The organism is Inquilinus ginsengisoli (genome assembly GCF_031453975.1).
Classification (GTDB): Bacteria; Pseudomonadota; Alphaproteobacteria; order DSM-16000; family Inquilinaceae; genus Inquilinus; species Inquilinus ginsengisoli_A.
This window is the reverse complement of record NZ_JAVDPW010000001.1, coordinates 291,006-312,566: the sequence shown is the minus strand read 5'-3', so window position 1 is coordinate 312,566 and position 21,561 is coordinate 291,006. Positions and strand designations below refer to the sequence as shown.

18 protein-coding genes are annotated in these 21,561 nt (G+C 70.3%); 9 read left to right on the top strand and 9 right to left on the bottom strand.

Annotated elements, in window-relative coordinates; all coding sequences use genetic code 11:
* Window positions 1–144 precede the first annotated feature (144 nt).
* The 9 genes from msrA to E9232_RS01535 form a co-directional block, all read right to left on the bottom strand.
* A complete protein-coding gene (gene msrA / locus E9232_RS01575) occupies window positions 145–888 on the bottom strand; it encodes a peptide-methionine (S)-S-oxide reductase MsrA (RefSeq protein WP_309791726.1) in 744 nt (247 codons plus the stop codon).
* Between the two features lie 15 nt (window positions 889–903).
* Entirely contained in the window at window positions 904–2,751 is a 1,848-nt protein-coding gene (locus E9232_RS01570; protein WP_309791725.1) for a cytochrome c biogenesis protein DipZ, read from the bottom strand.
* A 16-nt stretch (window positions 2,752–2,767) separates the two neighbouring features.
* A complete protein-coding gene (msrB, locus tag E9232_RS01565; protein WP_374710587.1) occupies window positions 2,768–3,259 on the bottom strand; it encodes a peptide-methionine (R)-S-oxide reductase MsrB in 492 nt (163 codons plus the stop codon).
* Between the two features lie 144 nt (window positions 3,260–3,403).
* Entirely contained in the window at window positions 3,404–4,246 is an 843-nt protein-coding gene (locus E9232_RS01560; protein ID WP_309791723.1) for a CE1 family esterase, read from the bottom strand.
* A complete protein-coding gene (locus E9232_RS01555) occupies window positions 4,243–5,430 on the bottom strand; it encodes a CaiB/BaiF CoA transferase family protein (protein ID WP_309791722.1) in 1,188 nt (395 codons plus the stop codon). Before E9232_RS01555 ends, E9232_RS01560 begins: the two co-directional genes overlap by 4 nt.
* The gene (locus E9232_RS01550) at window positions 5,427–6,620 is read right to left on the bottom strand and encodes an OpgC family protein (RefSeq protein WP_309791721.1); all 1,194 of its coding nucleotides are present in this window, start codon (window positions 6,618–6,620) and stop codon (window positions 5,427–5,429) included. Before E9232_RS01550 ends, E9232_RS01555 begins: the two co-directional genes overlap by 4 nt.
* Window positions 6,592–8,202: a thiamine pyrophosphate-binding protein gene (locus tag E9232_RS01545; protein ID WP_309791720.1), complete on the bottom strand. Its 1,611-nt coding sequence runs from the start codon at window positions 8,200–8,202 to the stop codon at window positions 6,592–6,594. Before E9232_RS01545 ends, E9232_RS01550 begins: the two co-directional genes overlap by 29 nt.
* The gene (locus tag E9232_RS01540; RefSeq protein ID WP_309791719.1) at window positions 8,202–8,714 is read right to left on the bottom strand and encodes a hypothetical protein; all 513 of its coding nucleotides are present in this window, start codon (window positions 8,712–8,714) and stop codon (window positions 8,202–8,204) included. The genes E9232_RS01545 and E9232_RS01540 overlap by 1 nt, the downstream gene beginning before the upstream one ends.
* A 35-nt stretch (window positions 8,715–8,749) precedes the next feature.
* On the bottom strand, window positions 8,750–10,084 hold the full coding sequence (locus E9232_RS01535; RefSeq protein WP_309791718.1) for a tetratricopeptide repeat protein: 1,335 nt from the start codon (window positions 10,082–10,084) through the stop codon (window positions 8,750–8,752).
* 416 nt (window positions 10,085–10,500) lie between these two features.
* Between E9232_RS01535 and E9232_RS01530 the strand changes: the two genes are divergently transcribed.
* The 9 genes from E9232_RS01530 to E9232_RS01490 all read left to right on the top strand — a co-directional run bounded on the left by E9232_RS01530 (window position 10,501) and on the right by E9232_RS01490 (window position 21,526).
* Complete coding sequence (locus E9232_RS01530) at window positions 10,501–11,058, top strand: sigma-70 family RNA polymerase sigma factor (RefSeq protein WP_309791717.1); 558 nt, start codon at window positions 10,501–10,503, stop codon at window positions 11,056–11,058.
* Window positions 11,055–11,690 carry an NrsF family protein gene (locus tag E9232_RS01525; protein ID WP_309791716.1) on the top strand — a complete coding sequence of 212 codons (636 nt, stop codon included), beginning with the start codon at window positions 11,055–11,057 and terminating at the stop codon, window positions 11,688–11,690. Before E9232_RS01530 ends, E9232_RS01525 begins: the two co-directional genes overlap by 4 nt.
* 147 nt (window positions 11,691–11,837) lie before the next feature.
* Complete coding sequence (locus E9232_RS01520) at window positions 11,838–14,396, top strand: ATP-binding cassette domain-containing protein (RefSeq protein ID WP_309791714.1); 2,559 nt, start codon at window positions 11,838–11,840, stop codon at window positions 14,394–14,396.
* On the top strand, window positions 14,396–15,382 hold the full coding sequence (locus E9232_RS01515) for an ABC transporter permease (protein ID WP_309791713.1): 987 nt from the start codon (window positions 14,396–14,398) through the stop codon (window positions 15,380–15,382). Before E9232_RS01520 ends, E9232_RS01515 begins: the two co-directional genes overlap by 1 nt.
* A gap of 205 nt (window positions 15,383–15,587) precedes the next feature.
* On the top strand, window positions 15,588–16,595 hold the full coding sequence (locus tag E9232_RS01510; protein ID WP_309791712.1) for a rhamnose ABC transporter substrate-binding protein: 1,008 nt from the start codon (window positions 15,588–15,590) through the stop codon (window positions 16,593–16,595).
* 68 nt (window positions 16,596–16,663) lie between these two features.
* Window positions 16,664–17,737, top strand: a complete 1,074-nt coding sequence (locus E9232_RS01505) for a LacI family DNA-binding transcriptional regulator (RefSeq protein ID WP_309791711.1) — start codon at window positions 16,664–16,666, stop codon at window positions 17,735–17,737.
* Between the two features lie 114 nt (window positions 17,738–17,851).
* On the top strand, window positions 17,852–18,808 hold the full coding sequence (locus E9232_RS01500; RefSeq protein ID WP_309791709.1) for a sugar-binding protein: 957 nt from the start codon (window positions 17,852–17,854) through the stop codon (window positions 18,806–18,808).
* A gap of 59 nt (window positions 18,809–18,867) precedes the next feature.
* Complete coding sequence (locus tag E9232_RS01495) at window positions 18,868–20,376, top strand: sugar ABC transporter ATP-binding protein (protein WP_309791707.1); 1,509 nt, start codon at window positions 18,868–18,870, stop codon at window positions 20,374–20,376.
* A 139-nt stretch (window positions 20,377–20,515) separates the two neighbouring features.
* Window positions 20,516–21,526, top strand: a complete 1,011-nt coding sequence (locus tag E9232_RS01490; RefSeq protein ID WP_309791706.1) for an ABC transporter permease — start codon at window positions 20,516–20,518, stop codon at window positions 21,524–21,526.
* Window positions 21,527–21,561 lie beyond the last annotated feature (35 nt).

Sequence of the window (21,561 nt, the reverse complement as noted above, 5' to 3'; positions counted from 1 at the left end):
CGGCCTGTTCGCCGCAGCCACCGGTGTTCCCTACGACCGCATTCCGGACGATGCCGGGCAATGACACTGAAAAAACGAACTCGGGGACGTAGGTTGGGTTCGCGCTTGCGAACCCGACCTACGCCTCCCCCTAGCGCCCGACGTTCAGTTCGTCGGCTGAGACGCCACCAGCACCGGGTCGGGGCGGTAGACGGCGGGCAGCAGGCGCTGCAGGTCGTCGATCTTCGGCAGGTCGTTGAAGACGATGTAGGGGTAGGTCGGGTTCCGGGTCAGGAAGTCCTGGTGGTAGCTCTCGGCCGGGTAGAAGGCCCGGCCCGGCTCGATCTTGGTCACGATCGCCGCGTCGAACACCTTCGCTTGGTTCAGCTGGGCGATATAGGCCTTGGCGATCCGCGCCTGGTCCGCATCCAGCGGGAAGATCGCCGAGCGGTACTGGGTGCCGCTGTCCGGGCCCTGGCGGTTCAGCTGGGTCGGGTCATGCGCGACCGAGAAGTAGATCTGCAGGATGCGGCCGTAGCTGATCTGGCGCGGGTCGTAGGTGATCTTCACCGATTCCGCATGGCCGGTGTCGCCGCCGCTGACGGTCTCGTACTGCGCCGTGCCGGCCTCGCCGCCGGCATAGCCCGAGACGGCGTTGGTGACGCCCTTGACGTGCTGGAAAACGCCCTGCACGCCCCAGAAGCAGCCGCCGGCCAGCACCGCGGTCTCGGTCGCCGTGCCCGACGCCGCGGCCTCGTCGACCGCCGGCGCCGGCACCGCCCGCGCCTCCTCGGCCGAGGACCGGTCGATCGACAGGCCGGCCGCCAGCGCCAGCAGGGCGACGGCCCCGGCCAGCGCCGGCAGGCGGCGCCAGGCCGCGGATCGGGTCTTGTGGGGAGTCCGGATCATGGTTCAGCTCCGTTGTCAGCCGAAGGTGAAGGCGTAGGCCTGGACGCCCGGCTCCAGGAAATGGATCTCGAAGGTGTGGTCGGCGATCGGGCCGGCCTGCCGGATCAGTTGGTACAGGCGCTGCCCGGTCACCGTGCCCTGGCCGTCGGCATCGGTGTCGACGCCATGGCTGGCGCCGGGCGCCGCGCCGTCGATGGTGACGCGGAACCGCACCGGCTTGCCGTCCGCCCCCGGCCCCAGCACTAGGTGCAGGTCGCGGGCGTGGAAGCGGTAGACGATGCTGCCGTCGGCCTGGTTCAGCGCGGCGCGCTCGCCGCCCACCGTCCAGTCGCCCGCCAGGCCCCATTCGTTCAGCCGCGGCGTCTCGACCGCATAGACATGGCTGGTGTTCTGCACCACCCCGCCGGTCGAGACGAAGTTCTCAGCCCGGTTGAAGCCGACATAGGTCTCCGGCGACTGGACGTCGCCGCTGTCCGACGCGGCCTCGGCCCCGGTGGCGCTGACCGAGATCAGCCCGCCGGCGACATCCTTGTGCCCGGCTTCGGCCAGCAGCTGCTGGATCACCCGCTCGGACCCGTCATAGTCGCCTTCGCCGAAATGCTCGTGCCGGATCTGGCCCTTGGCGTCGATGAAGTAATGCGCCGGCCAGTACTCGTTCTCGAAGGCGCGCCAGATGCCGTAGTTGTTGTCGATCGCGACGGGGTAGTCGATCTTGAGGTCGGCGATCGCCTTGCGCACATTGTCGACGTTGCGCTCGAAGGCGAATTCGGGCGAATGCACGCCGATCACCACCAGCCCCTGGTCCCGGTACTTGTCGGCCCAGGCGCGGACATAGGGGATGGCGCGCAGGCAGTTGATGCAGGAATAGGTCCAGAAGTCGACCAGCACCACCTTGCCCTTCAGCCCGTCCACCGTCAGCGGCGGCGAGTTCAGCCAGTCGACCGCGCCGGTCAGCGCCGGGAACGTCCCCAGCACCGGCAGGGCCTCTGCCTGGGCGGAGGCCGGCTTGGCCTTCATCATCATCGCCGGGTTGGCGCCATCCGCGGCCCCCGCCTGGTCGCTCTTCATCATCACGCCGGGGTTGCCGTTCATGACCACGGAGGAGGCCGGAGCGCCATTGGCGGCCTGGTCGGCCGGCTTGAGCTTGTCGATCAGACCCTGCTCCAGCGACGAGGTGCTGGCCAGGGACACCTGGGTCAGCAGGCCGGTGTCGAGGCCCAGCGAGATGGCCACGACCCCCGCCAGCACCGCGACGCCGAGGCCGCGGCGGATCCATTCGCCGACGCCGAGCGACCGCTTCATCGCCGCGAATACCCGGCCGCCGATCAGCAGCGCCAGGGCCAGCGAGGTGGCGGCGCCCAGGGCATAGGCCAGCAGCAGCAGCGAGGTGCCGACATTGGCGCCGTTCAGGGCGGCGCCGGTCAGGATCAGGCCCAGCACCGGGCCGGCGCAGGGGGCCCACAGCAGGCCGGTGGCGACGCCGAGCAGCAGCGACGCCAGCGCCGGGGACCGGTGGGTCTCGGCTGCGCCGTCCGCTGATTGCGACAGCCGGCTGCCCAGCGCGACCAGGGGCCGGGTCAGCCGGTCGGCCAAGGCGGGGAACAGCAGGGTCACGCCGAACACCGCCAGCAGCACGATCGCGGCGATGCGGCCCCATTCATTGGCGGCCACGGCCCAGCCCCCGGCCACCGCGGCCAGGGTGGCGACCGCGGCGAAGGTCACCGCCATGCCGATCAGCATCGGCAGCCCGCTCTTCATGAACGGCCGGTCCGCCCGGGCGAAGACGAAGGGCAGCACCGGCAGGATGCAGGGGCTGACGATGGTCAGCACGCCACCGAGATAGGCCAGCAGGATCAGGATCATGGTCGGCTCTTTGCGGTCAGGCGGCCGCGGGTTTGAACGTCATGGCGACGCCGTCCATGCAGTAGCGCAGCCCGGTCGGCGCCGGGCCGTCATCGAAGAGATGGCCGAGGTGGCCGCCGCAGCGGCGGCAATGCACGGCGGTGCGGATCATGCCGTAGGAGGTGTCCCTGGTGGTGCCGACGGCGTTGTCCAGCGGCGACCAGAAGCTGGGCCAGCCGGTGCCGCTGTCGAATTTGGTGGTCGAGGAGAACAGGTCGAGGTCGCAGCCGGCGCAGGCGAACTTGCCGGACCGCTCCTCATGCAGCAGCGGGCTGGTGTAGGGGCGTTCCGTCGCCGCCTCGCGCAGCACCGCGTATTGGTCCGCCGTCAGCATACGCCGCCATTCGGCCTCGGTGTGGGTGACCTCGAACACCTCGTCGGCAATGGACGTCCCGGGCCGCCAGGTGCCGGCCAGGGCCAGGACAAGGCCGGTGGCCCCACCGGTCAGGAGCAGACGTCTCGTGATCATGATCCAGACCTCCCGATCGGCCATGCCGATTGCGTCGCATCAACCGGTTCGCCCGACCGCGTTGTAGTGTTACGGGAATAACGCCTGCGACATTCCTTCACATACGGACCCTGACCTCACGCGGATGCTATGCTGCGGCCGGGATCACTGCCCCGCCCGCAGGCCGCCGGGGACGCCGAGCCCGGGCAGCGCACCGAGGGCGCCGTCGAGCCAGTTCGCCCGCACCTCATGCCCGCCGTCGTGCAGGCAGAGGGCGATGGCGCCGCGCAGGCAGCCCGGCGTGACCTCGCAGGCGACCCCGGCGATCGTCATCGGTTGCGTGTCCTCCGGCCCGCATTGCCCCCGCGCCGCCAGCACCGCCCGGCTCTCGAAGGTGTCGCCCTGGTGCCAGCGATCGCCGATGGCGCGGCCGGCCAGCGGAAAGGTGCGGTCGGCACGGCCGTGGAAATGGATCATCGGCGGCGGCGCGGTTTCGCAGTCCGACGGCTGCGGCAGCGGGTCCCAGAACACGCCGGAGAAGGTGACGGCGCCAGCGACGCGGTCGCCGAGATGGCAGGCCACATACCAGGCCATCGACGCGCCCTGCGAGAAGCCGCCGACCACCACCCGGTCCGGGCCGAAGCCGAAGCGGCGCTGCAGGTCGTCAAGGACCTGCCCGACGAAGCGGGTCTCATCGCGGTCCTGGGTGGGCGAATTCTCGAACGACCAGGTGCGGCCGAGCCCGTCGGCGGCGGCGAAGGCGTAGCCATGGGCGCGGGCGGTCGCGATCAGGTCGGTCGCCTGCATCTGGTCGGCGGCGGAGCCCTCATAGCCATGGAAGAACAAATAGACCCCGGCCGGCGCCCCGCCCGGAGGCAGGGCGATGCGATAGTCGCCGCCCTCGACCCGGCACGGCACGTCCCCGCCGCAGGAGGCGTCGCCGGCCGCCGCCACCGGACCCAGGGCCAGCAGCAGCGCTGCCGCGGCAATGGCGCAGACCGCCCTCATTCCGCGGCCTCCCGCTCGGCCAGCATCGCCAGCACCTCCGCCCGGTCCTGGTCGAGATGCGGCGGCGCCCGGTCGAGCCGGACCGGCGTCGCCGACAGCTTCAGCGGGTTGCCCAGCACCCGCACCGGCGGGCCGTCGTCGCGGTCGAGCGTCACCACCATCTCCCGCGCCAAAGTGTGCGGGTCGGCCAGCACCTGGTCGATGCCGGCGACCGGCCCGGCCGGTACCGCCGCCGCAGTCAGCCATTCGATCCAGGCGGCGGCCGGCTGCCTCAGCAGTTCGGGCGCGATCAGGTCATCGAGCGCATCGACATTCACCACGCGGTCGCGGTTGCGGCGGAAGCGGTCGTCCTCGGCCAGTTCCGGCCGGCCGATCACCGCGGCGAAACGGGCGAATTGCGCGTCGTTGCCAACCGCGACGACGATGTGGCCGTCGGCCGCCGCGAAGGTCTGGTAGGGCGCAATGTTCGGGTGGCGGTTGCCGAGGCGCCGCGGCACGGCGCCGGACACCAGATGGTTGGTGGCGGCATTGACCAGCCAGGACACCTGCGCATCGTACAGCGACAGATCGATATATTGCCCCTCGCCGGTGCGGTCGCGGTGGCGGAGGGCGGCGAGGATGCCGACCGTCGCGTACATCCCGCACATCACATCGGCGATGCCGACCCCGACCTTGGCCGGGGCGCCGGCGGGATCGCCGGTGATGCTCATGATCCCGCCCATGGCCTGGACCAGGAAGTCGTAGCCGATGCGGTCGGCATAGGGCCCGGTCTGGCCGAAGCCGGAGATCGCGCACCACACGATGTCCGGCTTCACGCGGCGCAGGTCTTCATAGGCCAGGCCGTACCGGGCGAGGTCGCCGGGCTTGTAGTTCTCGACCACCACATCCGAGACCGCGGCCAGCCGGCGGACCAGCGCCGCCCCCTCCGCCGTCGCCAGGTCGATGGCGATCGACCGCTTGCCGCGGTTGGCGCACAGGAAATAGGCGCTGATGTCGCTGTCACCGCCATCCGGCCCGGGCACGAAGGGCGGGCCCCAGCCGCGGGTGTCGTCGCCCTCACCCGGCCGCTCGACCTTGATCACCTCGGCGCCGAGATCGGCCAGCAGCTGGGTCGCGGTGGGGCCGGCCAGGATGCGCGACAGGTCGAGCACGCGCAGGCCGTCGAGGCTGCCGGCGGCCATCATGCCGGCACTGCCGCGGCCCTGGGCGCCGCCGATTTGAACCAGGAGACGGCATAGGCCACCGCGATCAGCACGCCGAAGCCGGCGAGGTTGGCGGCGGCGGTGGTGAATGGGTCGCGGCCGGTGTGATCCAGCGCCATGCCCAGCACCTGCGCCGTGACCATGCCGGTGACGAACACCGCCAGCGTCTGCTGCCCGACCTTGGAGATCACGGTGACCGCCCGCCCCTTCAGTCGCCGCCCGGCCGGCCCGACCAGCTGGACCGCGACATAGGCCAGCGCCAGGAAATGGGCCAGGCGAAGCACCCCGAAATGGGTCTTGTCGGTCAGCGGCATCAGGGTCTGCGCCCAGCCGCCGAAGAAGGGCGAGGCCTCGATGATGCGGTACCAGGCGAAGGGCACCGTCGCCAGGATGAAGACCACGGCGACCGCCATGAGGATGCGGCTGAAGCCCGGCGCCGGCAGGGTGCCGCGCATCAGGAAGAAGCCGAGATAGAACAGCAGCTGCCAGCCGAACGGGTCGAAGAACCAGCTGCGGTCCGACCAGGGCTCGGCCGGCAGGTCCAGCAGATGCGCCTGGGTCAGGCCCCAGATCGCCGCCATCAGCACGAAGGGCAGCGCCCGGTGCAGCCGTTCGGCCAGGATCATTGCCGGCATCAGCGCCAGGATCACCAGGTACATCGGCAGGATGTCGAAGTAGTTCGGCACATAGGCCAGGGCCATGAACCGCGGCAGCAGGGCGGCGGGATCGGCGAAGAAATGCGGCAGGTTCAGCTCGACGATGTAGCTCTCGCCGCCCGGCCGCATGCCGGCCGCCGCCACCAGCGCGGCGATGACGACGAAGACCGCGACATGGATCCAGTAGATCTGCCACACCCGGCGCGCGACCCGGCCGGTGCCGCGGGCGAAGCCCTCGCGGTCGAACACCCGGCCGAAGGCGATGGCCGAGGCCATGCCGGACAGGAACACGAACATCTCGGTGGCGTCGGAGAAGCCGAACCGCGCCGGGATCCACAGGATCCACTGGTTGTCGGGGATGTGTGCCACCAGGATGATCAGCATCCCGATGCCACGAAAGACGTCGAGCCGAGGGTCGCGCCACGGCTTGCCCTGTGGCGCGCTGGCCTGGGGGGCGCTGGACAGTCCCGCCGGCGGCAGCCGCAGCTCAGAAGGCTTGGTGATAAGCATCGGCATCGAACCTGCAGGCGATCAGGGTGAAGCGGTCGCGGCCGCGGGCGGCGGCGAGTTCGGCGCGCAGATCGGCCACGTTGCCAACGGTGCGGCCATGGCCGCCGAAGCCGATGGCGACGGTGGCGAAATCGGTCTGGCCGAGGGCGACGCCGTGGGGCGCCAGCCCGGCCGCATCCTGTTTCAGGGCGATCAGGGCCAGGCTGCGGTCCTGGAACAGCACGATGGTGACGGGCAGGCCGAGGTCGCGCAGCGTCGCCAGCTCGCCGATCCCCATCTCCAGCCCGCCATCGCCCATCACCGCGACGACGCGGCGGGCGGGGTCGGCGACCTGGGCGCCGATCGCCAGCGGCAGCGCCCCGGCCATGGTGCAGAACCCGGCGGATTGCAGCAGCGACAGCGGCCGGCGCGCCACCCATTTCTGGGACAAGAGGATGCGGTGGGCCCCGGCGTCGACGGTGACGAGGTCGCCATCCTCCACCGTCTGGTTCAGCGTCTCGACGATGGCGTGCGGCCCCCAGTCGGCCGGGGCGGCGAAGCGTTCCATCAGTTGCGCCCGTGCGACGGCCGGCTCACCTTCGGGCCAGGTCTTGCCAGGCACCACGACCTGGGCCAGGGCCGCCACGGCGGCGGCCGGATCGGCCAGCAGGCGCAGCCCGGCCTGGTGCATGGCATGGTCGGCCGGGGCGGCGGTGACCTCGATGATCCGCTCGGGATCCGAGACGGGGTCGAGCCAGCCGAGGCGCATCTCGATCGGGTCGTAGCCGACGAACAGCAGCAGGTCGGCCTGGCCGAACAGCCGCAGCAGCACGGCATCGGCCAGCGGCGACAGCCCGGCCCCGCCCAGCGCCAGGGCATGATCTTCCGGCACCAGGCCCTTGGCCTTGTAGGTGGTGACGACCGGCGCGCCCAGCGTTTCGGCCAGGCGCAGCAGCGCCGGGCCGGCGCCGCGCTGTGCCGCCTCCAGCCCCGCCAGGATCAGCGGCCGGCGGGCCTGCGACAGGCGCTGCGCCAGGGTCGCGATCGCCAGGTCCTGCGGCCCGATGCGCGGGCGCAGCACCGCCGGCGGGGCCACCACCTGCGGCGCAGGGTCGGGCATGGCGGCGACCGCCGGCGACAGGTCGAGATGCACCGGCCCCATCGGCTCGGCCAGCGCCAGGGCCAGGGCCCGGGCCATGGTCGGGCCGGCGCTTTCCGGCTCGACCTCGAAGCTGGCCTTGACCAGCGGCCGCAGCAGCGCCGCGTGGTCGATCACCTGGTGGGTGTAGCGGGCCCGGGTCGGCCGGTCGACGATGCCGGAGATCACCACCAGCGGCACATGCTCCTGCGCCGCGTCGGCGATGCCGTTGACCGCATTCGCCAGCCCCGGCCCGACAGTGACCACCAGCAGGCCGGGCGTGGCGGTCGTGACCGAGGCGCCGGCGGCCATGATCGCCGCCGCCGTCTCGTGCCGGGCCAGGTGGAAGCGGATGCCCGCCGCCTCCAGCCCGTCGATCAGGGTCACGACCTCGCCGCCCGGCATGCCGAAGGCGTGGCGGATGCCATGGGCGTGCAGGGTGGCGGCGATCGTGTCGGCAATCCGGGTCATCACATCTGGCTTTCAGCGGTCTGGGACTCGCGGAAGCGTACGACGAAGGCGACGACCAGTCCGAACAGGATGTGCCCGGCCAGCGAGGCCCAGGCCAGCGGGATGAAGTTGAGGAAGGCGGGCAGCCCGGCGATGAGATGCGCCATGATGTAGAGCGCGAAGATCCACAGCCCGATGCCGAAGCCGGTGCCGGTCAGCAGCAGCGGCAGCTTCGGCAGGATGGCGCGCTGCAGCGGCCGGGCGATGAACAGGTACCCGATCGGGTAGAACACGATGCCGGTGATGGCGTGGATCAGCTCGCCGGCCACCCAGCTCTGGAACCCGAAGACGGACTGGACCAGCGCCGCCGGTTGCAGCGGCCCGCCGACCAGGAACGGGGTGATGCCGCGGGCCCATACCTCCCAGGTGACGTCGGCGAGGATGCCGGCCAGCAGGATGGTCGGGACGAGCCGGCCGGTGATCGCCGGAAACAGCGACGGCGAGGAAGACGGGGTGGTCTGGGTCATGGTCATGATGGTCTCCGTTCAAAATCCGTATTCGACGGCCGTCAGCGCAAAGCGCGCAGGCGGGCGTTGGAGGGGGTGCGGCCATCGACGGCCTCGATCAGCCGGTCCTCGGCCTTCAGGCGGCGACGGGCGCCGCGGATCGCCTGGACGGCGCCGTGGTCGCCGCGCCGGACGGCGGCTTCGGCCAGGGCCAGCACGAACAGGTCGCGCTGGGCGTTGCTGCCGCCGAGCCGGGGCACCGACGCGGCGATGCGGTCGAGCGATCCGCGCTCGGCGCCCATGCCGGTGATGGCGCGGGCCAGGGGCAGGCCGACCTCGGCCGCCACCCGGGCCTGGTCGCCATTGCCCTGGGCGCGGACCTGCAGCGCCATCAGCAGCTCCGCCGCCGCCGGCCGGTCGCCGAGCGCGACCAGGGCGATCAGGGTGTGCAGCGAGGCGAACACCAGGCTGGTGTCGGCCCGGCGCTTGCGGGCGATCTCCGCCATCTCGGTCCAGCGGCCGCCGACATCGACGCCCAGCCGGTCCAGCCGCCACAGCAGCGACACCGCATTGGCCATGTCGCGGAAATCGTCGGTCGGCTGCGGCCGGACCTCTTCGTCATACAGGCGCAGCACATGCTCGTGGTCACCGCGCTCGAGATGCAGCAGCGCCAGGTGCCAGGCCATGTGGAAGCTGAAATTGTTGCAGCGGGACCAGCTGGCGCGGCTGCCCTCCAGCCAGGCAATGCCGGCTTCGGTGTCGCCACGCATCTCATGGACATGGGACACGGCATGGGCGCCCCAGGCGTCCTCCGGCTGCAGGCTGACCGCCAGCCGGCCATAGGCCTCGGCGGCCCCGTAGGCGCCGTGCTCCTCGACCGCGAAGGCGTGGCAGCCCAGCAGGAAGCCCGCGGCGGGCCGGTCGGCCGACCACCGCACCATCATCCGCTGCGACGCCGCCAGCATGCCCCTGGCGTCGCCCAGCATGAAGCGCAGCGCATGTGCGATCTTGAACGGCAGGAAGGTCGCCGGCCGGTCGGCGAAGCGGGCATCGAGACAGTCGGCGGCCTGGGTGAACTGGTCCTGGGCGGCGAGGCCGAGGGCCTCGACCAGCGCCCGCTCGTCGGCGGTGCCGCCATCCTTGGCCGCCAGCGCCGCCTGGGCCGCCGCCAGGGCGTCCCGCGCCGGCGCGGCCAGCTCCTCCCGCGCCAGGATCAGGTTGGCGAAGCCCTTCAGCGCCAGGGCCGGGACATGGTCCGGATCGGCGACCAGCGCCCGGCCGAGAGCGACGCCGGTCGACGGCCGGTGGGCGGCGAGGCCGTGCACCGCCTCCTCGAAGGCGGCGGTCGCGGCGGGGTTGGCGGCGCTGGTCGAGAGGTCGTAGGCGTCGATGGCCATTGCTGGATCCTTTCCTGCCCCTGCGGGCAAAGCTCGAGCGTTGCGTCGGCCAGCAGGCGACGCCGCGGTGATCCGGTTCGAATGAATGGATGGGTAGCGGAAACGTCAGCTTTCGGGGAGAAAGGCCTGAGCTTTCCCAGGGGTTGCGACGCTCGACCGCACCACCGTCGCGGTGTCCGTCCCGGCATGCTGCGCCGGGACCCGATCAATGGCCGTCGAAGGAAGCGGGAGCGAATGACGATCCATGGTGTCCGTTCCGCAGAAGACGCTGGCCGCGATGGCCTTGTGACGACTTCTTCGACAGCGTGGGGGCTGTTATTACAGGGCCGGGGAAAAAATTCTGGGATCGCCCAAATAAATATCGGGCCGCCAATCTGTAACGAATCCGGGACCGGAGCCGTATGGGGTGATGACGCGTGAATGATCCGTCGCGGGAGGAGCAGTGGGCGACATGGATGCGAGCCGCGATTGCGGGCGATGCCGGCGCCTATCGTCTGTTCCTGGAGGCCGTGACGCCTTATCTGCGCGCCCTGGCCCGACGGCGCGGCGACCGCTTCGGCGCGGCGAGCAGCGACGCCGAGGACATCGTCCAGGAAGTGCTGCTGGCCATCCATCTCAAGCGGGCCAGCTGGGACGTCACGCGGCCGATCGGCCCGTGGATCTCGACCATCGTGCGCAACAAGCTGATCGACGCGCTGCGCCGGCGCGGCCGGCAGGTCAACGTGCCGATCGAGGACGTGATCGACACGCTGGAGGCGGAAGAGCCGCCGGACAGCCTGGAGCAGCGCGACGTCGCGCGGCTGCTGGCGCAGCTGAAGGACCCGCAGCGCGACATCGTGCAGTCGATCTCGGTGGAGGGCAGCAGCGTGCGTGACACCGCCACCCGCCTGAAGATGACCGAAGGCGCCGTGCGCGTGGCCCTGCACCGCGCCCTGAAGGCGCTGGCCGTTTTGTATCGGAGTGGACCCGGGTGAAGACCGACGACCTCATCAGCGCCCTGGCGCAGGACGCGCCCGTCCGCTGGCGGCTGGGCAAGGCTGTCGCGGCTGCGATGGCCGGCGGCGCCGCCGTGGCCGGGGCCATCTTCTTCGTCGGCATCGGCGTGCGGCCGGATGTGATGCAGGCGATGGACACCGTCCGCTACCTCTTCAAGTTCGTGGTCACCCTGACCCTGGCTGTCACCGCCACCGGGCTGATCCTGCACCTGGCGCGGCCGGGCGTGCCGCTGGGCGCCTGGCGCTGGGCCCTGATCGCCGCCCCCGCTCTGCTGGTCGCCGCCGTGGTGGCCGAGATGATCGTGATGCCGACCTCGACCTGGGGCGCGCGCTGGATCGGCACCAACGCCCGGTGGTGCATGTCCCTGATCCCGCTGATGGCGCTGGGCCCCCTCACCCTGCTGCTGCTCGCCCTGCGCCTGGGCGCGCCGCGACGGCCGGGCGCCGCCGGCGCGATCGCCGGGCTGGTGGCCGCCGGCATCGCCGCGACCTTCTATGCCGCGCATTGCCCGGACGACAGCCCGCTGTTCGTCGCCACCTGGTACACGCTGGCGACCGGGATCGTGGTCCTGATCGGATACTTCGCCGGCAAGCGCGTCCTGCGCTGGTGACCCCGGCCCGCTGGGCTATCTGCATCGCCTGACATCGCTCTGATCGACACATCCGACCGGATGGCTCTTTCGCGCAAGCGCTTGCGCAAGCGCTTGCGGTCATGCATCCTCGGGCAAAAGAAGCGATGGCAGGGAGCCCCGAGTGCGATGAACCAGGTCACCGCCATGCCGTCCGACGGCCTCGTCGGCGCGCGGAAGTGCTTCGGCCTGGCCGGCGCATCGAAGTCCTTCGGCGGCACCGTGGCGCTGCACGACGTCTCCTTTTCCCTGTGGCCCGGCGAGGTCGTGGCGCTGCTCGGCGAGAACGGCGCCGGCAAGAGCACCTGCGTGAAATTGCTGGCCGGGGTGTACCGGCCCGATGCCGGCCATGTCGTGGTCGATGGCCGCCCCGCCGCCTTCGCCTCCCCGGTCGATGCCCGCCACGCCGGCATCGCCGTGATGCACCAGCACCCCGGCCTGTTCCCCGATCTCAGCGTCGCCGAGAACGTGTTCATGGGGCACACGCCGCGCACGGCGCTGGGCGCGGTCGACCACGCCGCGGTGCGCGGCCGGGCGCGGCAGCTGCTTGACATGATCGGCCTGGACTGCAGCCCGGACCTGCCGCTCGGCCGCCTGCGCACTTCGGAGCAGCAGCTGGTCGAGATCGCCCGCGCCCTGTCGCTGGGGTCGCGCGTGCTGATCATGGACGAGCCGACGGCGGCGCTGTCGCAGCGCGAGGTCCGCCGGCTGTTCGAGGTGGTGGCCCGGCTGAAGCAGCAGGGCGTCGCCATGCTGTTCGTCGGCCACCGCATGGACGAGATCTACGAGATCGCCGACCGCATCACGATCCTGCGCGACGGCCGCTTCGTCGGCACCGAGCGGACGGCAGACCTGCCGCGCGACCGTGCCGTGCAGATGATGGTCGGCCGGTCGCTGACCATGATGTATCCGGAGCTGCCGGCGGCGGCAGGCCAGCCGCTGCTGACGGTCGACGGGCTGTCGCGCGACGGGGTGTTCGAGGATATCGGCTTCGCGGTCCGCCCCGGCGAGATCCTGGGCCTGGGCGGGCTGGTCGGCAGCGGCCGCACCGAGATCGCCCGCGTGCTGTTCGGGATCGATGCGCCGGACCGCGGCACGGTCATGCTGGCCGGCACCCCGGTCGCCTTCGCCTCGCCGCGCGACGCCATGGCGGCCGGCATCGCCTATGTCTCCGAGGACCGCATCGGCCAGAGCCTGGTGATGGATTTTGACATCCTGACCAATGCCTCGCTGACGGTGATCGACCAGACGACCAGGCTGGGCCTGATCGCCCCGGCGCAGGAGCGGGCGCTGGTCACGCCTTATGTCGAACAGCTCAAGCTGCGCTATCGCAGCCTGGACCAGCCGGTGAAGACCCTGTCCGGTGGCAACCAGCAGAAGATCGTGCTGTCGAAATGGCTGGCGACGCATCCGCGCCTGCTGATCCTGGACGAACCGACCCAGGGCATCGACGTCCAGACCAAGGCCGAGGTGCACGCCATGATCGCCGAGCTGGCGCGCCAGGGCATGGCGATCATCCTGATCTCGTCCGAGCTGCCGGAGCTGCTGGGCATGTGCCACCGCGTGGTGGTGCTGCGCGAGGGCCGCGTCGCCGGGGAATTCGCCGCTGCCGAGGCGACGCAGGAGCGGGTGATGCAGGCCGCGACCGGCGCGCTGGCGGCGCCCCCGCCCCGCCCGGACACGCCGATCGCCGCCCCGACCTCGTCCAGCCCCTCGCCCCGCCGCTCCCTCGCCGGCTTCGCCAAACGGCGGGAGCTGGGCCTGGTGGCCGCGATCGCCGCCATCCTGCTGCCGATCGCGGTGATCAACCCGCGGGTGCTGAGCCTGGAGAACCTGACCGCCATCTCGATGGATGCGGCGCTGCTGATCATCGTCGCGGTGGCGCAGATGCTGATCATCGTCACCCGCAACATCGACCTGTCGATCGCCTCGGTGATCGGCCTGTCCGCCTATGCCGCCGCCAGCGTGGTGCAGGCGCATCCCGAGCTGGGGATCGCCGCCGGCCTGGGCGTGGCCTGCGCCACCGGCATCGCCTGCGGCCTGGTCAACGGCCTGGTGATCACCCGCGGCGGCGTGCCGTCGATCGTGGTGACGCTGGGCACGCTGGCGGTGTTCCGCGGGCTCAACAGCATCGTCGCCGGCGGCAAGCAGATCAGCGCCGACCAGGTGCCCCAGGCGTGGCTGGACATGACCAGCGCCAGGCTGCTGGGGGTACCCGGCGTCGTCATCATCGCCGTGACCATCCTGCTGGTCGCCGGCCTGGCGCTGCGCCATCTGCCGGCCGGGCGTGAGCTCTACGCCATCGGGTCCAACCCCGACGGCGCGACGCTGATCGGCATCAGGACCCATCGCCGCGTGCTGACCAGCTTTGCCGTCGCCGGGCTGCTGGCCGGGCTGGACGGCGCCCTGTGGGCCTCGCGCTACGCCACCGTCGATGCCCGCGTCGCCATGGGCTACGAGCTGACGGTGATCGCCGCCGTGGTGGTCGGCGGCGTCGCCATCCGCGGCGGGGCCGGCACCATCCTGGGCACGGTGCTGGGCGCCCTGCTGCTGCTGGTGATCAACAACGGCCTGACCCTGGTGCGGGTCGACCCGCTGTGGCTTCAGGGCATCTACGGGCTGGTGATCCTGGCCGCGGTGGCGATCGACGCCACCATCGCCCGCCGCGGCCTGAAGGGAGCGGTGTGATGCGCGACCGGCTTCGCCGCCTTGCCAGCTGGGAGACCTTCCTGGCGGTGCTGACCCTGGCGGTCATCCTCTACGCCGTGCTGGCGGTGCCGAACTTCGCCACCCGATTCAACCTGTCCCAGGCGGCGGCCGGCGTGTCGGAAAAGGCGCTGATCGTGTTGCCGATGGTGCTGCTGATCATCGCCCGTGAGATCGACCTGTCGGTCGCCAGCATCCTGGCGCTCAGCAGCGTCATCCTCGGCGTCATGGTCCAGGCCGGGGTGCCGATGCCCGCCGCCATCCCGCTGGTGCTGCTGGCCGGCGCGGCGCTGGGCGCCTTCAACGGCGTGCTGGTCGTCCGCTTCGGACTGCCGTCGCTGGTGGTGACGCTGGGCACCTTGGCGATGTTCCGGGGCATCGGCTACATCATCCTCGGCTCCGCCTCGGTCAACACCTTCCCGGACTCCTTCACCGATTTCGGCATCGACTCCGTCCTCGGCACGCCGATCCCCTGGACCATCGTGCCGTTCCTGGTGCTGGCCCCGATCTTCGCGGTGGTGCTGCAGCACACTCCGGCCGGGCGGCGGATCTATGTGCTGGGCGGCAACCCCGCCACCGCGCTTTATTCCGGCATCCGGGTGGCGCGGCTGCGGCTGGGGCTGTTCGTGCTGTCCGGCCTGGTCTCGTCGCTGGCCGGCATCGTGTTCACCGCCCGCCTCGCCAACGCCCGCGCCAACAACGCGGTCGGGTTCGAGCTCGACATCATCACCGTGGCCCTGCTGGGCGGGGTCAGCGTGTTCGGCGGCCGCGGCAAGCTGACCGGCGTGCTGTGGGCGCTGGTGCTGATCGCGGTGATCCGCAACGCGCTGGGCCTGAGCCAGATCGGCGGCGACGCCCAGGGCACCATCGTCGGCCTGCTGCTGATCGGCGCGCTGCTGCTCAGCAACGCGTCGAAACACCTGTTCGAACGGCTTCGCCCGCGCTCGACCCGAGAGATCGCTCGATAATGCTACTGGTACGGCCGTCTGATGGCAGTTTCTGCGCTTCCGGTGCTCACGGACGTAGATGTCCGCTGCGCTCCGGTTCTCGAAACCACCACCAGCCGACTCATACCAGCGCATTCTCAAGCGATCTCTGACGCGGGCCCCATGATCGGCGCCATGCGAAGCGCCGGGACGACCCACAACAAGCAACCCAAGGAGGCACCATCCCATGACGTCGCGTATCACCCGCCTGGCCCTGGCCGCAGCACTGCTCGGCAGCCTGGCCCCCGCCGCCGCCCTGGCGCAGGACTGCGCCACCAGCCCGGTCACCGTCGGCTTCCTGCCGAAGCTGGACACCGATCCCTATTTCCAGGTCGCCAAGACCGGCGCGGACGAGGCGCAGAAGGAGATTGGCGGCACCGTTATCCAGCAGGCCCCGTCGCAGGCCACGGCCGAGGCGCAGATCGAGTTCATCAACAACCTGGTGTCGCAGCAGGTGAAGGTGATCGCCATCTCCGGCAACGACGCCAACGCCGTGGCCCCGGCGCTGAAGCGGGCGATGGCCCAGGGCATCCGCGTGGTGTCCTATGATTCCGACGTCGCGCCGGCCGCCCGCACCCTGTTCCTGAACCAGGCCAGGGGCGACAGCCTGGCCGAGATGATGCTGGAGAGCATGGCCCAGATGATCGGCGGCGAGGGCGAGTTCGCCATCCTGTCCTCGACCCCGACCGCGACCAACCAGAACGCCTGGATCGACTTCATGAAGGCCCGGCTGGCCGGCGATCCGAAATTCGCCAAGATGAAGCTGGTCCAGGTCGCCTATGGCGAGGAGAGCGAGCAGGTCAACCAGCAGCAGGCGCTGGCCCTGGCGCAGGCCTTCCCCAACCTGAAGGGCATCATCGTCCCGGCCGGCATCGGCCTGCCGGCGGCGGCGCGGGCGCTGGAACAGGCGGGGATGACCGGCAAGATCAAGCTGACCGGGCTGGCCCCGGCCTCGCTGATCCGCAAGTACATCGAGAGCGGCGCCGCCCAGGACATCTGGTGGAACGTCAAGGACCTCGGCTACCTCACCTACTACGCCGCCCAGGCGCTGGCGCAGTGCAAGCTGGACGGCAAGCCGGGCAGCAGCTTCACCGCCGGCCGGCTGGGCGAGTACAAGGTCGGCGACGGCGGCGAGGTGGTGCTCGGGCCGGCCGAGATCGTCACCCCGGCGAATGTCGGCGAATTCGCCTTCTGACCACGGCGGGAGGGCCGGACTCGCGCCCAGCCCTCCCGCCCCACAGATCCAACCCACAGAAAGCGCCGATGGCCCGCAGCCCATCCCGGACCGCCCCCGCCTCGACCATGGCCGATGTCGCGCGCCAGGCCGGCGTGTCGGTGTCGACCGTCTCGCATGTGCTGAACGGCACCCGCAAGGTCAGCCCGGAGGCGGTGCGGGCGGTCGAGGACGCGGTGGCCCGGACCGCCTACATCCCGAACACCCTGGCCCGGTCGCTGGCCGGGGCGACCACGGAATCGATCGGCATCGCCCTGTCGGCCATCACCAACCATTATTTCAGCGAGGTGGTCGGCGGCATCGAGGTCGAGGCCAAGCGCCACGGCCTGATGATCTTCCTGTCCGACACCCATGACGATCCGGCGCAGGAGTTGCAGACCGTGCGCGCCCTGCACCAGCGCCGGGTCGACGGCATCATCCTGGCGGCCTCGGCCGACCCGGACCGCGCGGCACTGCGCTATCTCCGCACCCATGGCATCCCGACGGTGCTGATCGACCGGCTGGTCGCGCCCGATTTCGACCAGGTCGGGGTCGAGAACCGCAGATCGACGATCGAGCTGGTGGCGCATCTGGCGACCCACGGCCACCGCCGCATCGCGCTGGTGTCCGGCCAGCCCGGCCTGTCGACCACGCAGGAGAGGCTGGCCGGGTACAAGGCGGGGCTGAAGCAGGCGGGCCTGGCCTTCGACCCGGCGCTGGTCGTCATCGGCCATTCGGCGCTGGAGCCGGCGCGGCAGGCGGTGCACGGGCTGCTGGCGCGGGATCCTCGGCCGGACGCGATCGTCACCGGCAACAACCTGATGACGATCGGCGCCATGCACGCCCTGCGCGAGGCATCCTTGCGCGTGCCCGGTGACATGGCCCTGGCCGGGTTCGACGATTTCGACTGGGCCACCGCCTTCACCCCGCGGCTGACCGTGGTGGCGCAGCCTTGCGCGGAACTCGGCGAGACCGCGGTCCGGCTGCTGATGCGCCGCCTGAAGGACCCCGCCGCCAAGCCGAAAACCCTGCGCCTGACGCCGACGCTGCGCGTGCGCGATTCGTGCGGGTGCGGTCCCTGGGAGGGCCGTAGGAGCGTGACCGGTCGTGGGGGATTTCCCTGACCGCAGATCGCGCCCTTGACCCCGCCGAACCATTATGATCCTAATTGTATGATAATAATAACAATGCGCCCCAACGGGGCATTTCAATGGTCGAAAAGACCGGGAGGATACCCAATGAAGCGTTTCGTTCTGGCGGGCCTGGCGGCCGCCGTCGCGGCGGCTTTCGCCATCGGTCCGGCGCCGGCCCAGGCGGCCGACAAGACCATCGCCTTCGTCGTCAACGGCTCGTCCTCTTTCTGGACCATCGCCAACAAGGGCACCGACAAGGCGGTGTCCGAGCTGAAGGGCTACAGTGTCGAGTTCAAGATCCCCGGCCAATCCAGCGCCGCGGAGCAGCGCCAGATCGTCGAGGACATGTTGGCCCGCGGCGTCGCCGGCATCGGCATCAGCCCGGTCGATCCGGACAATTCCACCGCGCTGCTGAACAAGGCCGCCGGCCAGGTGCCGCTGTTCACCTTCGACAGCGACGCGCCGAAGAGCGACCGGCTCCTGTACATCGGCACCGACAACGTCGCCGCCGGCGTGCAGGCGGGCGAGCTGATCAAGAAGACCCTGCCGGACGGCGGCAAGATCATGCTGTTCGTCGGCACGCTGGGCAACGCCAACGCCCGCGAGCGAGTCGAGGGCATCAAGAAAGCGATCGCCGGCACCAAGATCGAGATCGTCGACATCCGCACCGACGACATCGACTTCGCCAAGGCCAAGCGCAATGTCGAGGACACGCTGACCAAGTACGACGACCTGGCGATGCTGGTCGGCCTCTACTCCTACAACACGCCGATCATCTACGACGCCATGAAGGCGGCCGGGAAGCTGGGCAAGATCAAGGTCGTCGGCTTCGACGAGGACCCGGTCACCCTGCGCGGCGTGCAGGAGGGCGTGATCGAGGGCACCGTGGTGCAGCAACCCTTCGAGTTCGGCTACCAGACGGTGAAGCTGCTGGCCCAGTACATCGAGGGCGACAAGTCCTTCATCCCGGCGGACCATCTGAAGATCATCCCCACCCGGCTGATCGACAGCAGCAACGTCGCCGATTTCCAGAAGACGATGAAGGAACTGCTGAAGAAGTGAGGCAGGGCGCGGCGGAGGCCCCGGCCTCCGCCGCCACCGTCGCCCCGAGGGAGCAGCAGATGACCGATGCCGTCCTGGCCATGGAGGGAATCTCCAAGACCTATCCCGGCGTGCAGGCGCTGAGGGATGTCAGCCTGTCCGTCGGCCGCGGCGAGGTGGTCGGGCTGATCGGCGAGAACGGGGCCGGCAAGTCGACGCTGATGAAGATCCTGGGCGGGGTCGAGGCCCCGACCACCGGCACCGTCACCGTCGGCGGCACGCCGCGTGCGGCGCTGACGGTGCAGGAGGCGATCGCCGCCGGCATCGCCTTCGTGCACCAGGAGCTGAACCTCTTCGACAATCTCGACGTCGCCGCCAACGTCTTCATCGGGCGCGAGCCGCGGCGCTTCGGCCCGCTGAAGCTGATCGACACCGCCCGGCTGCACGCCGACACGCAAAGGCTGCTCGACCGGCTGAGCGTCGATTTCGGGCCGGCCACGCCGCTGGCCGAGCTGTCGATCGCCCAGCGCCAGATGGTGGAGATCGCCAAGGCGCTGTCGCTCGATGCCCGCATCATCATCATGGACGAGCCGACCTCGAGCCTGACCCTGACCGAGACGCAGACCCTGCTGCGCGTGATCGGCGAGCTGAGGGCGGCCGGCGTCGCCATCATCTTCATCACCCACCGCCTGGGCGAGATCGAGGCCTGTGCCGACCGCGTGGTCTGCCTGCGCGACGGCCAGCTGGTCGGGGCGCTCGACCGCGACGAGATCCACCATGACCGCATGGTGCGGATGATGGTCGGGCGCGACCTGCGGGCGCTCTACATCCCGCCCGCGGTCGCGGCCCAGCCCGACGCGGTCGAGATCCGCGGCGTCCGCACCGCCACCTATCCCGACCACGAGGTGACGCTGTCGGTCGGGCGCGGCGAGATCCTGGGCTTCGCCGGCTTGGTCGGCTCCGGCCGCACCGAGCTGGCGCGGGCGATCTTCGGCATCGACCGGATGCTGGCCGGCGAGGTCCGGCTCGACGGCAAGGCGCTGGCGCTCGGCACGCCCCGCACCGCCATCGCCCAGGGCGTGTTCCTGGTGCCGGAGGATCGCAAGCGCAGCGGCCTGGTGCTCGAGATGAGCATCGCCCAGAACGTGACCCTGCCCAACCTCGACCGCCATGCCCGGCGCGGGCTGATCAGCCGCGGCGCCGAGCTGCGCGAAGCCGAGACCCAGCGGGAGAAGCTGCGCATCCGCACCCCGTCGGTCATGACCAACGCGCTGAAGCTGTCCGGCGGCAACCAGCAGAAGATCGTGCTGGCGAAATGGCTGGCGATGCAGCCGCGCTTCCTGATCTTCGACGAGCCGACCCGTGGCATCGACGTCGGCGCCAAATCCGAGATCTACCAGCTGATGCGCAATCTGGCCGACCGCGGCGTGCCGATCCTGATGATCTCCAGCGACATGGAGGAGGTGATCGGCGTCAGCGACCGCATCGCGGTGATGCATGAGGGCCGGATCAGCGGCACACTGCGCCGGGACCAGTTCAGCGAGCCGAACGTGATGCAGCTGGCCGTCGGCCGGCCGCTGGCGGCGTGAAGGGGCTTTCCCTTGTTGTCATGCCCGGGCTTGACCCGGGCATCCAGAGGTTGTCGACATCTTCTGGATTGCCGGGTCGAGCCCGGCAATGACAGGGAATAAAACGGATAGAGACGCGAACCGGGAGGACGTCGGGTAAATGAGGAAGGAACTGGGGCTCGCGATCCTGATCCTGGTGATCGGCTGCATCGTGGCGCTGCTGCAGCCGCGCTTCATCTCGACGGTGAATCTCGTGAACATGGCCAATCTGGTCGGCCTCTACGGCCTGTTCTCGATCGGCCAGGGCCTGGTGATCATCACCGGGGGGATCGAGCTGTCGGTCGGGTCGGCGTTCGCGCTGATCGGCGTCGTCTTCGTCGACATGGTGGTGAACTGGGGCTGGTCCTGGCCGCTGGCCCTGGCCGCCGCCATCGCCATGGGCGGCGTGTTCGGCGCCATCCATGGCTTCCTGGTCGCCCGGGTCGGGATCCAGCCCTTCGTCGTCACCCTGTGCGCCCTGCTGATCTACCGCGGCGCCGCGCGCTACTACACCGACGACGCCACCGTCGGCTTCGGCTATGGCGGCGATTTCGACACGCTGGCGGATTTCGCCACCGGCCGCAGCTTCGGCATCCCCAACAGCTTCCTGGCGCTGGTGGTGGTGGCGCTGGTGATGTGGGTGGTGCTGCACCGATCGGTGTTCGGCCGCTATCTGTTCGCGGTCGGCAAGAACGAGGAGGCGGCGCGCTATTCCGGCATCAGCACCCGCACCGTCATCGCCTCGGCCTATGTCATCTGTGGGCTTCTGGCCGGCCTGGCCGCCGTCTTCCTCGCGTTCTACACGAACTCGATCCAGCCCTCCGCGCACGGCAACTTTTACGAGCTCTACGCCATCGCCGCGGCGGTGCTGGGCGGCTGCTCGCTGCGCGGCGGCGAGGGCTCGATCCTCGGCATCATCCTCGGCACCGTGCTGCTGCAGGTGCTGCAGAACCTGGTCAACCTGCTGGGCATCCCCTCCTCGCTGAACTTCGCGGTGATGGGCACGGTGATCCTGATCGGCGTGCTGGCCGACCAGCACCTGCAGCGGATGCGCACGGCGCGCCTGGCCCGGGCGGTGCCGGTCGCCGCCGGGCCGACGGCGGCGGTCGCCGGATCGTCATCGAAACCGTGATAGCCTGACGGGAAGGCGGCGACCGCCGCCGCACA

Bases quoted from the DNA above. Each gene is read 5' to 3' on its own strand.
- E9232_RS01510 (WP_309791712.1), top strand. From the start codon at position 15,588: ATGACGTCGCGTATCACCCGCCTGGCCCTGGCCGCAGCACTGCTCGGC.
- E9232_RS01515 (WP_309791713.1), top strand. From the start codon at position 14,396: ATGCGCGACCGGCTTCGCCGCCTTGCCAGCTGGGAGACCTTCCTGGCG.
- E9232_RS01505 (WP_309791711.1), top strand. From the start codon at position 16,664: ATGGCCCGCAGCCCATCCCGGACCGCCCCCGCCTCGACCATGGCCGAT.
- E9232_RS01545 (WP_309791720.1), bottom strand. From the start codon at position 8,202: ATGACCCGGATTGCCGACACGATCGCCGCCACCCTGCACGCCCATGGC.
- E9232_RS01520 (WP_309791714.1), top strand. From the start codon at position 11,838: ATGAACCAGGTCACCGCCATGCCGTCCGACGGCCTCGTCGGCGCGCGG.
- E9232_RS01560 (WP_309791723.1), bottom strand. From the start codon at position 4,246: ATGAGGGCGGTCTGCGCCATTGCCGCGGCAGCGCTGCTGCTGGCCCTG.
- E9232_RS01490 (WP_309791706.1), top strand. From the start codon at position 20,516: ATGAGGAAGGAACTGGGGCTCGCGATCCTGATCCTGGTGATCGGCTGC.
- msrB (WP_374710587.1), bottom strand. From the start codon at position 3,259: ATGATCACGAGACGTCTGCTCCTGACCGGTGGGGCCACCGGCCTTGTC.
- E9232_RS01540 (WP_309791719.1), bottom strand. From the start codon at position 8,714: ATGACCATGACCCAGACCACCCCGTCTTCCTCGCCGTCGCTGTTTCCG.
- E9232_RS01555 (WP_309791722.1), bottom strand. From the start codon at position 5,430: ATGATGGCCGCCGGCAGCCTCGACGGCCTGCGCGTGCTCGACCTGTCG.
- E9232_RS01500 (WP_309791709.1), top strand. From the start codon at position 17,852: ATGAAGCGTTTCGTTCTGGCGGGCCTGGCGGCCGCCGTCGCGGCGGCT.
- E9232_RS01495 (WP_309791707.1), top strand. From the start codon at position 18,868: ATGACCGATGCCGTCCTGGCCATGGAGGGAATCTCCAAGACCTATCCC.
- E9232_RS01570 (WP_309791725.1), bottom strand. From the start codon at position 2,751: ATGATCCTGATCCTGCTGGCCTATCTCGGTGGCGTGCTGACCATCGTC.
- msrA (WP_309791726.1), bottom strand. From the start codon at position 888: ATGATCCGGACTCCCCACAAGACCCGATCCGCGGCCTGGCGCCGCCTG.
- E9232_RS01535 (WP_309791718.1), bottom strand. From the start codon at position 10,084: ATGGCCATCGACGCCTACGACCTCTCGACCAGCGCCGCCAACCCCGCC.
- E9232_RS01550 (WP_309791721.1), bottom strand. From the start codon at position 6,620: ATGCCGATGCTTATCACCAAGCCTTCTGAGCTGCGGCTGCCGCCGGCG.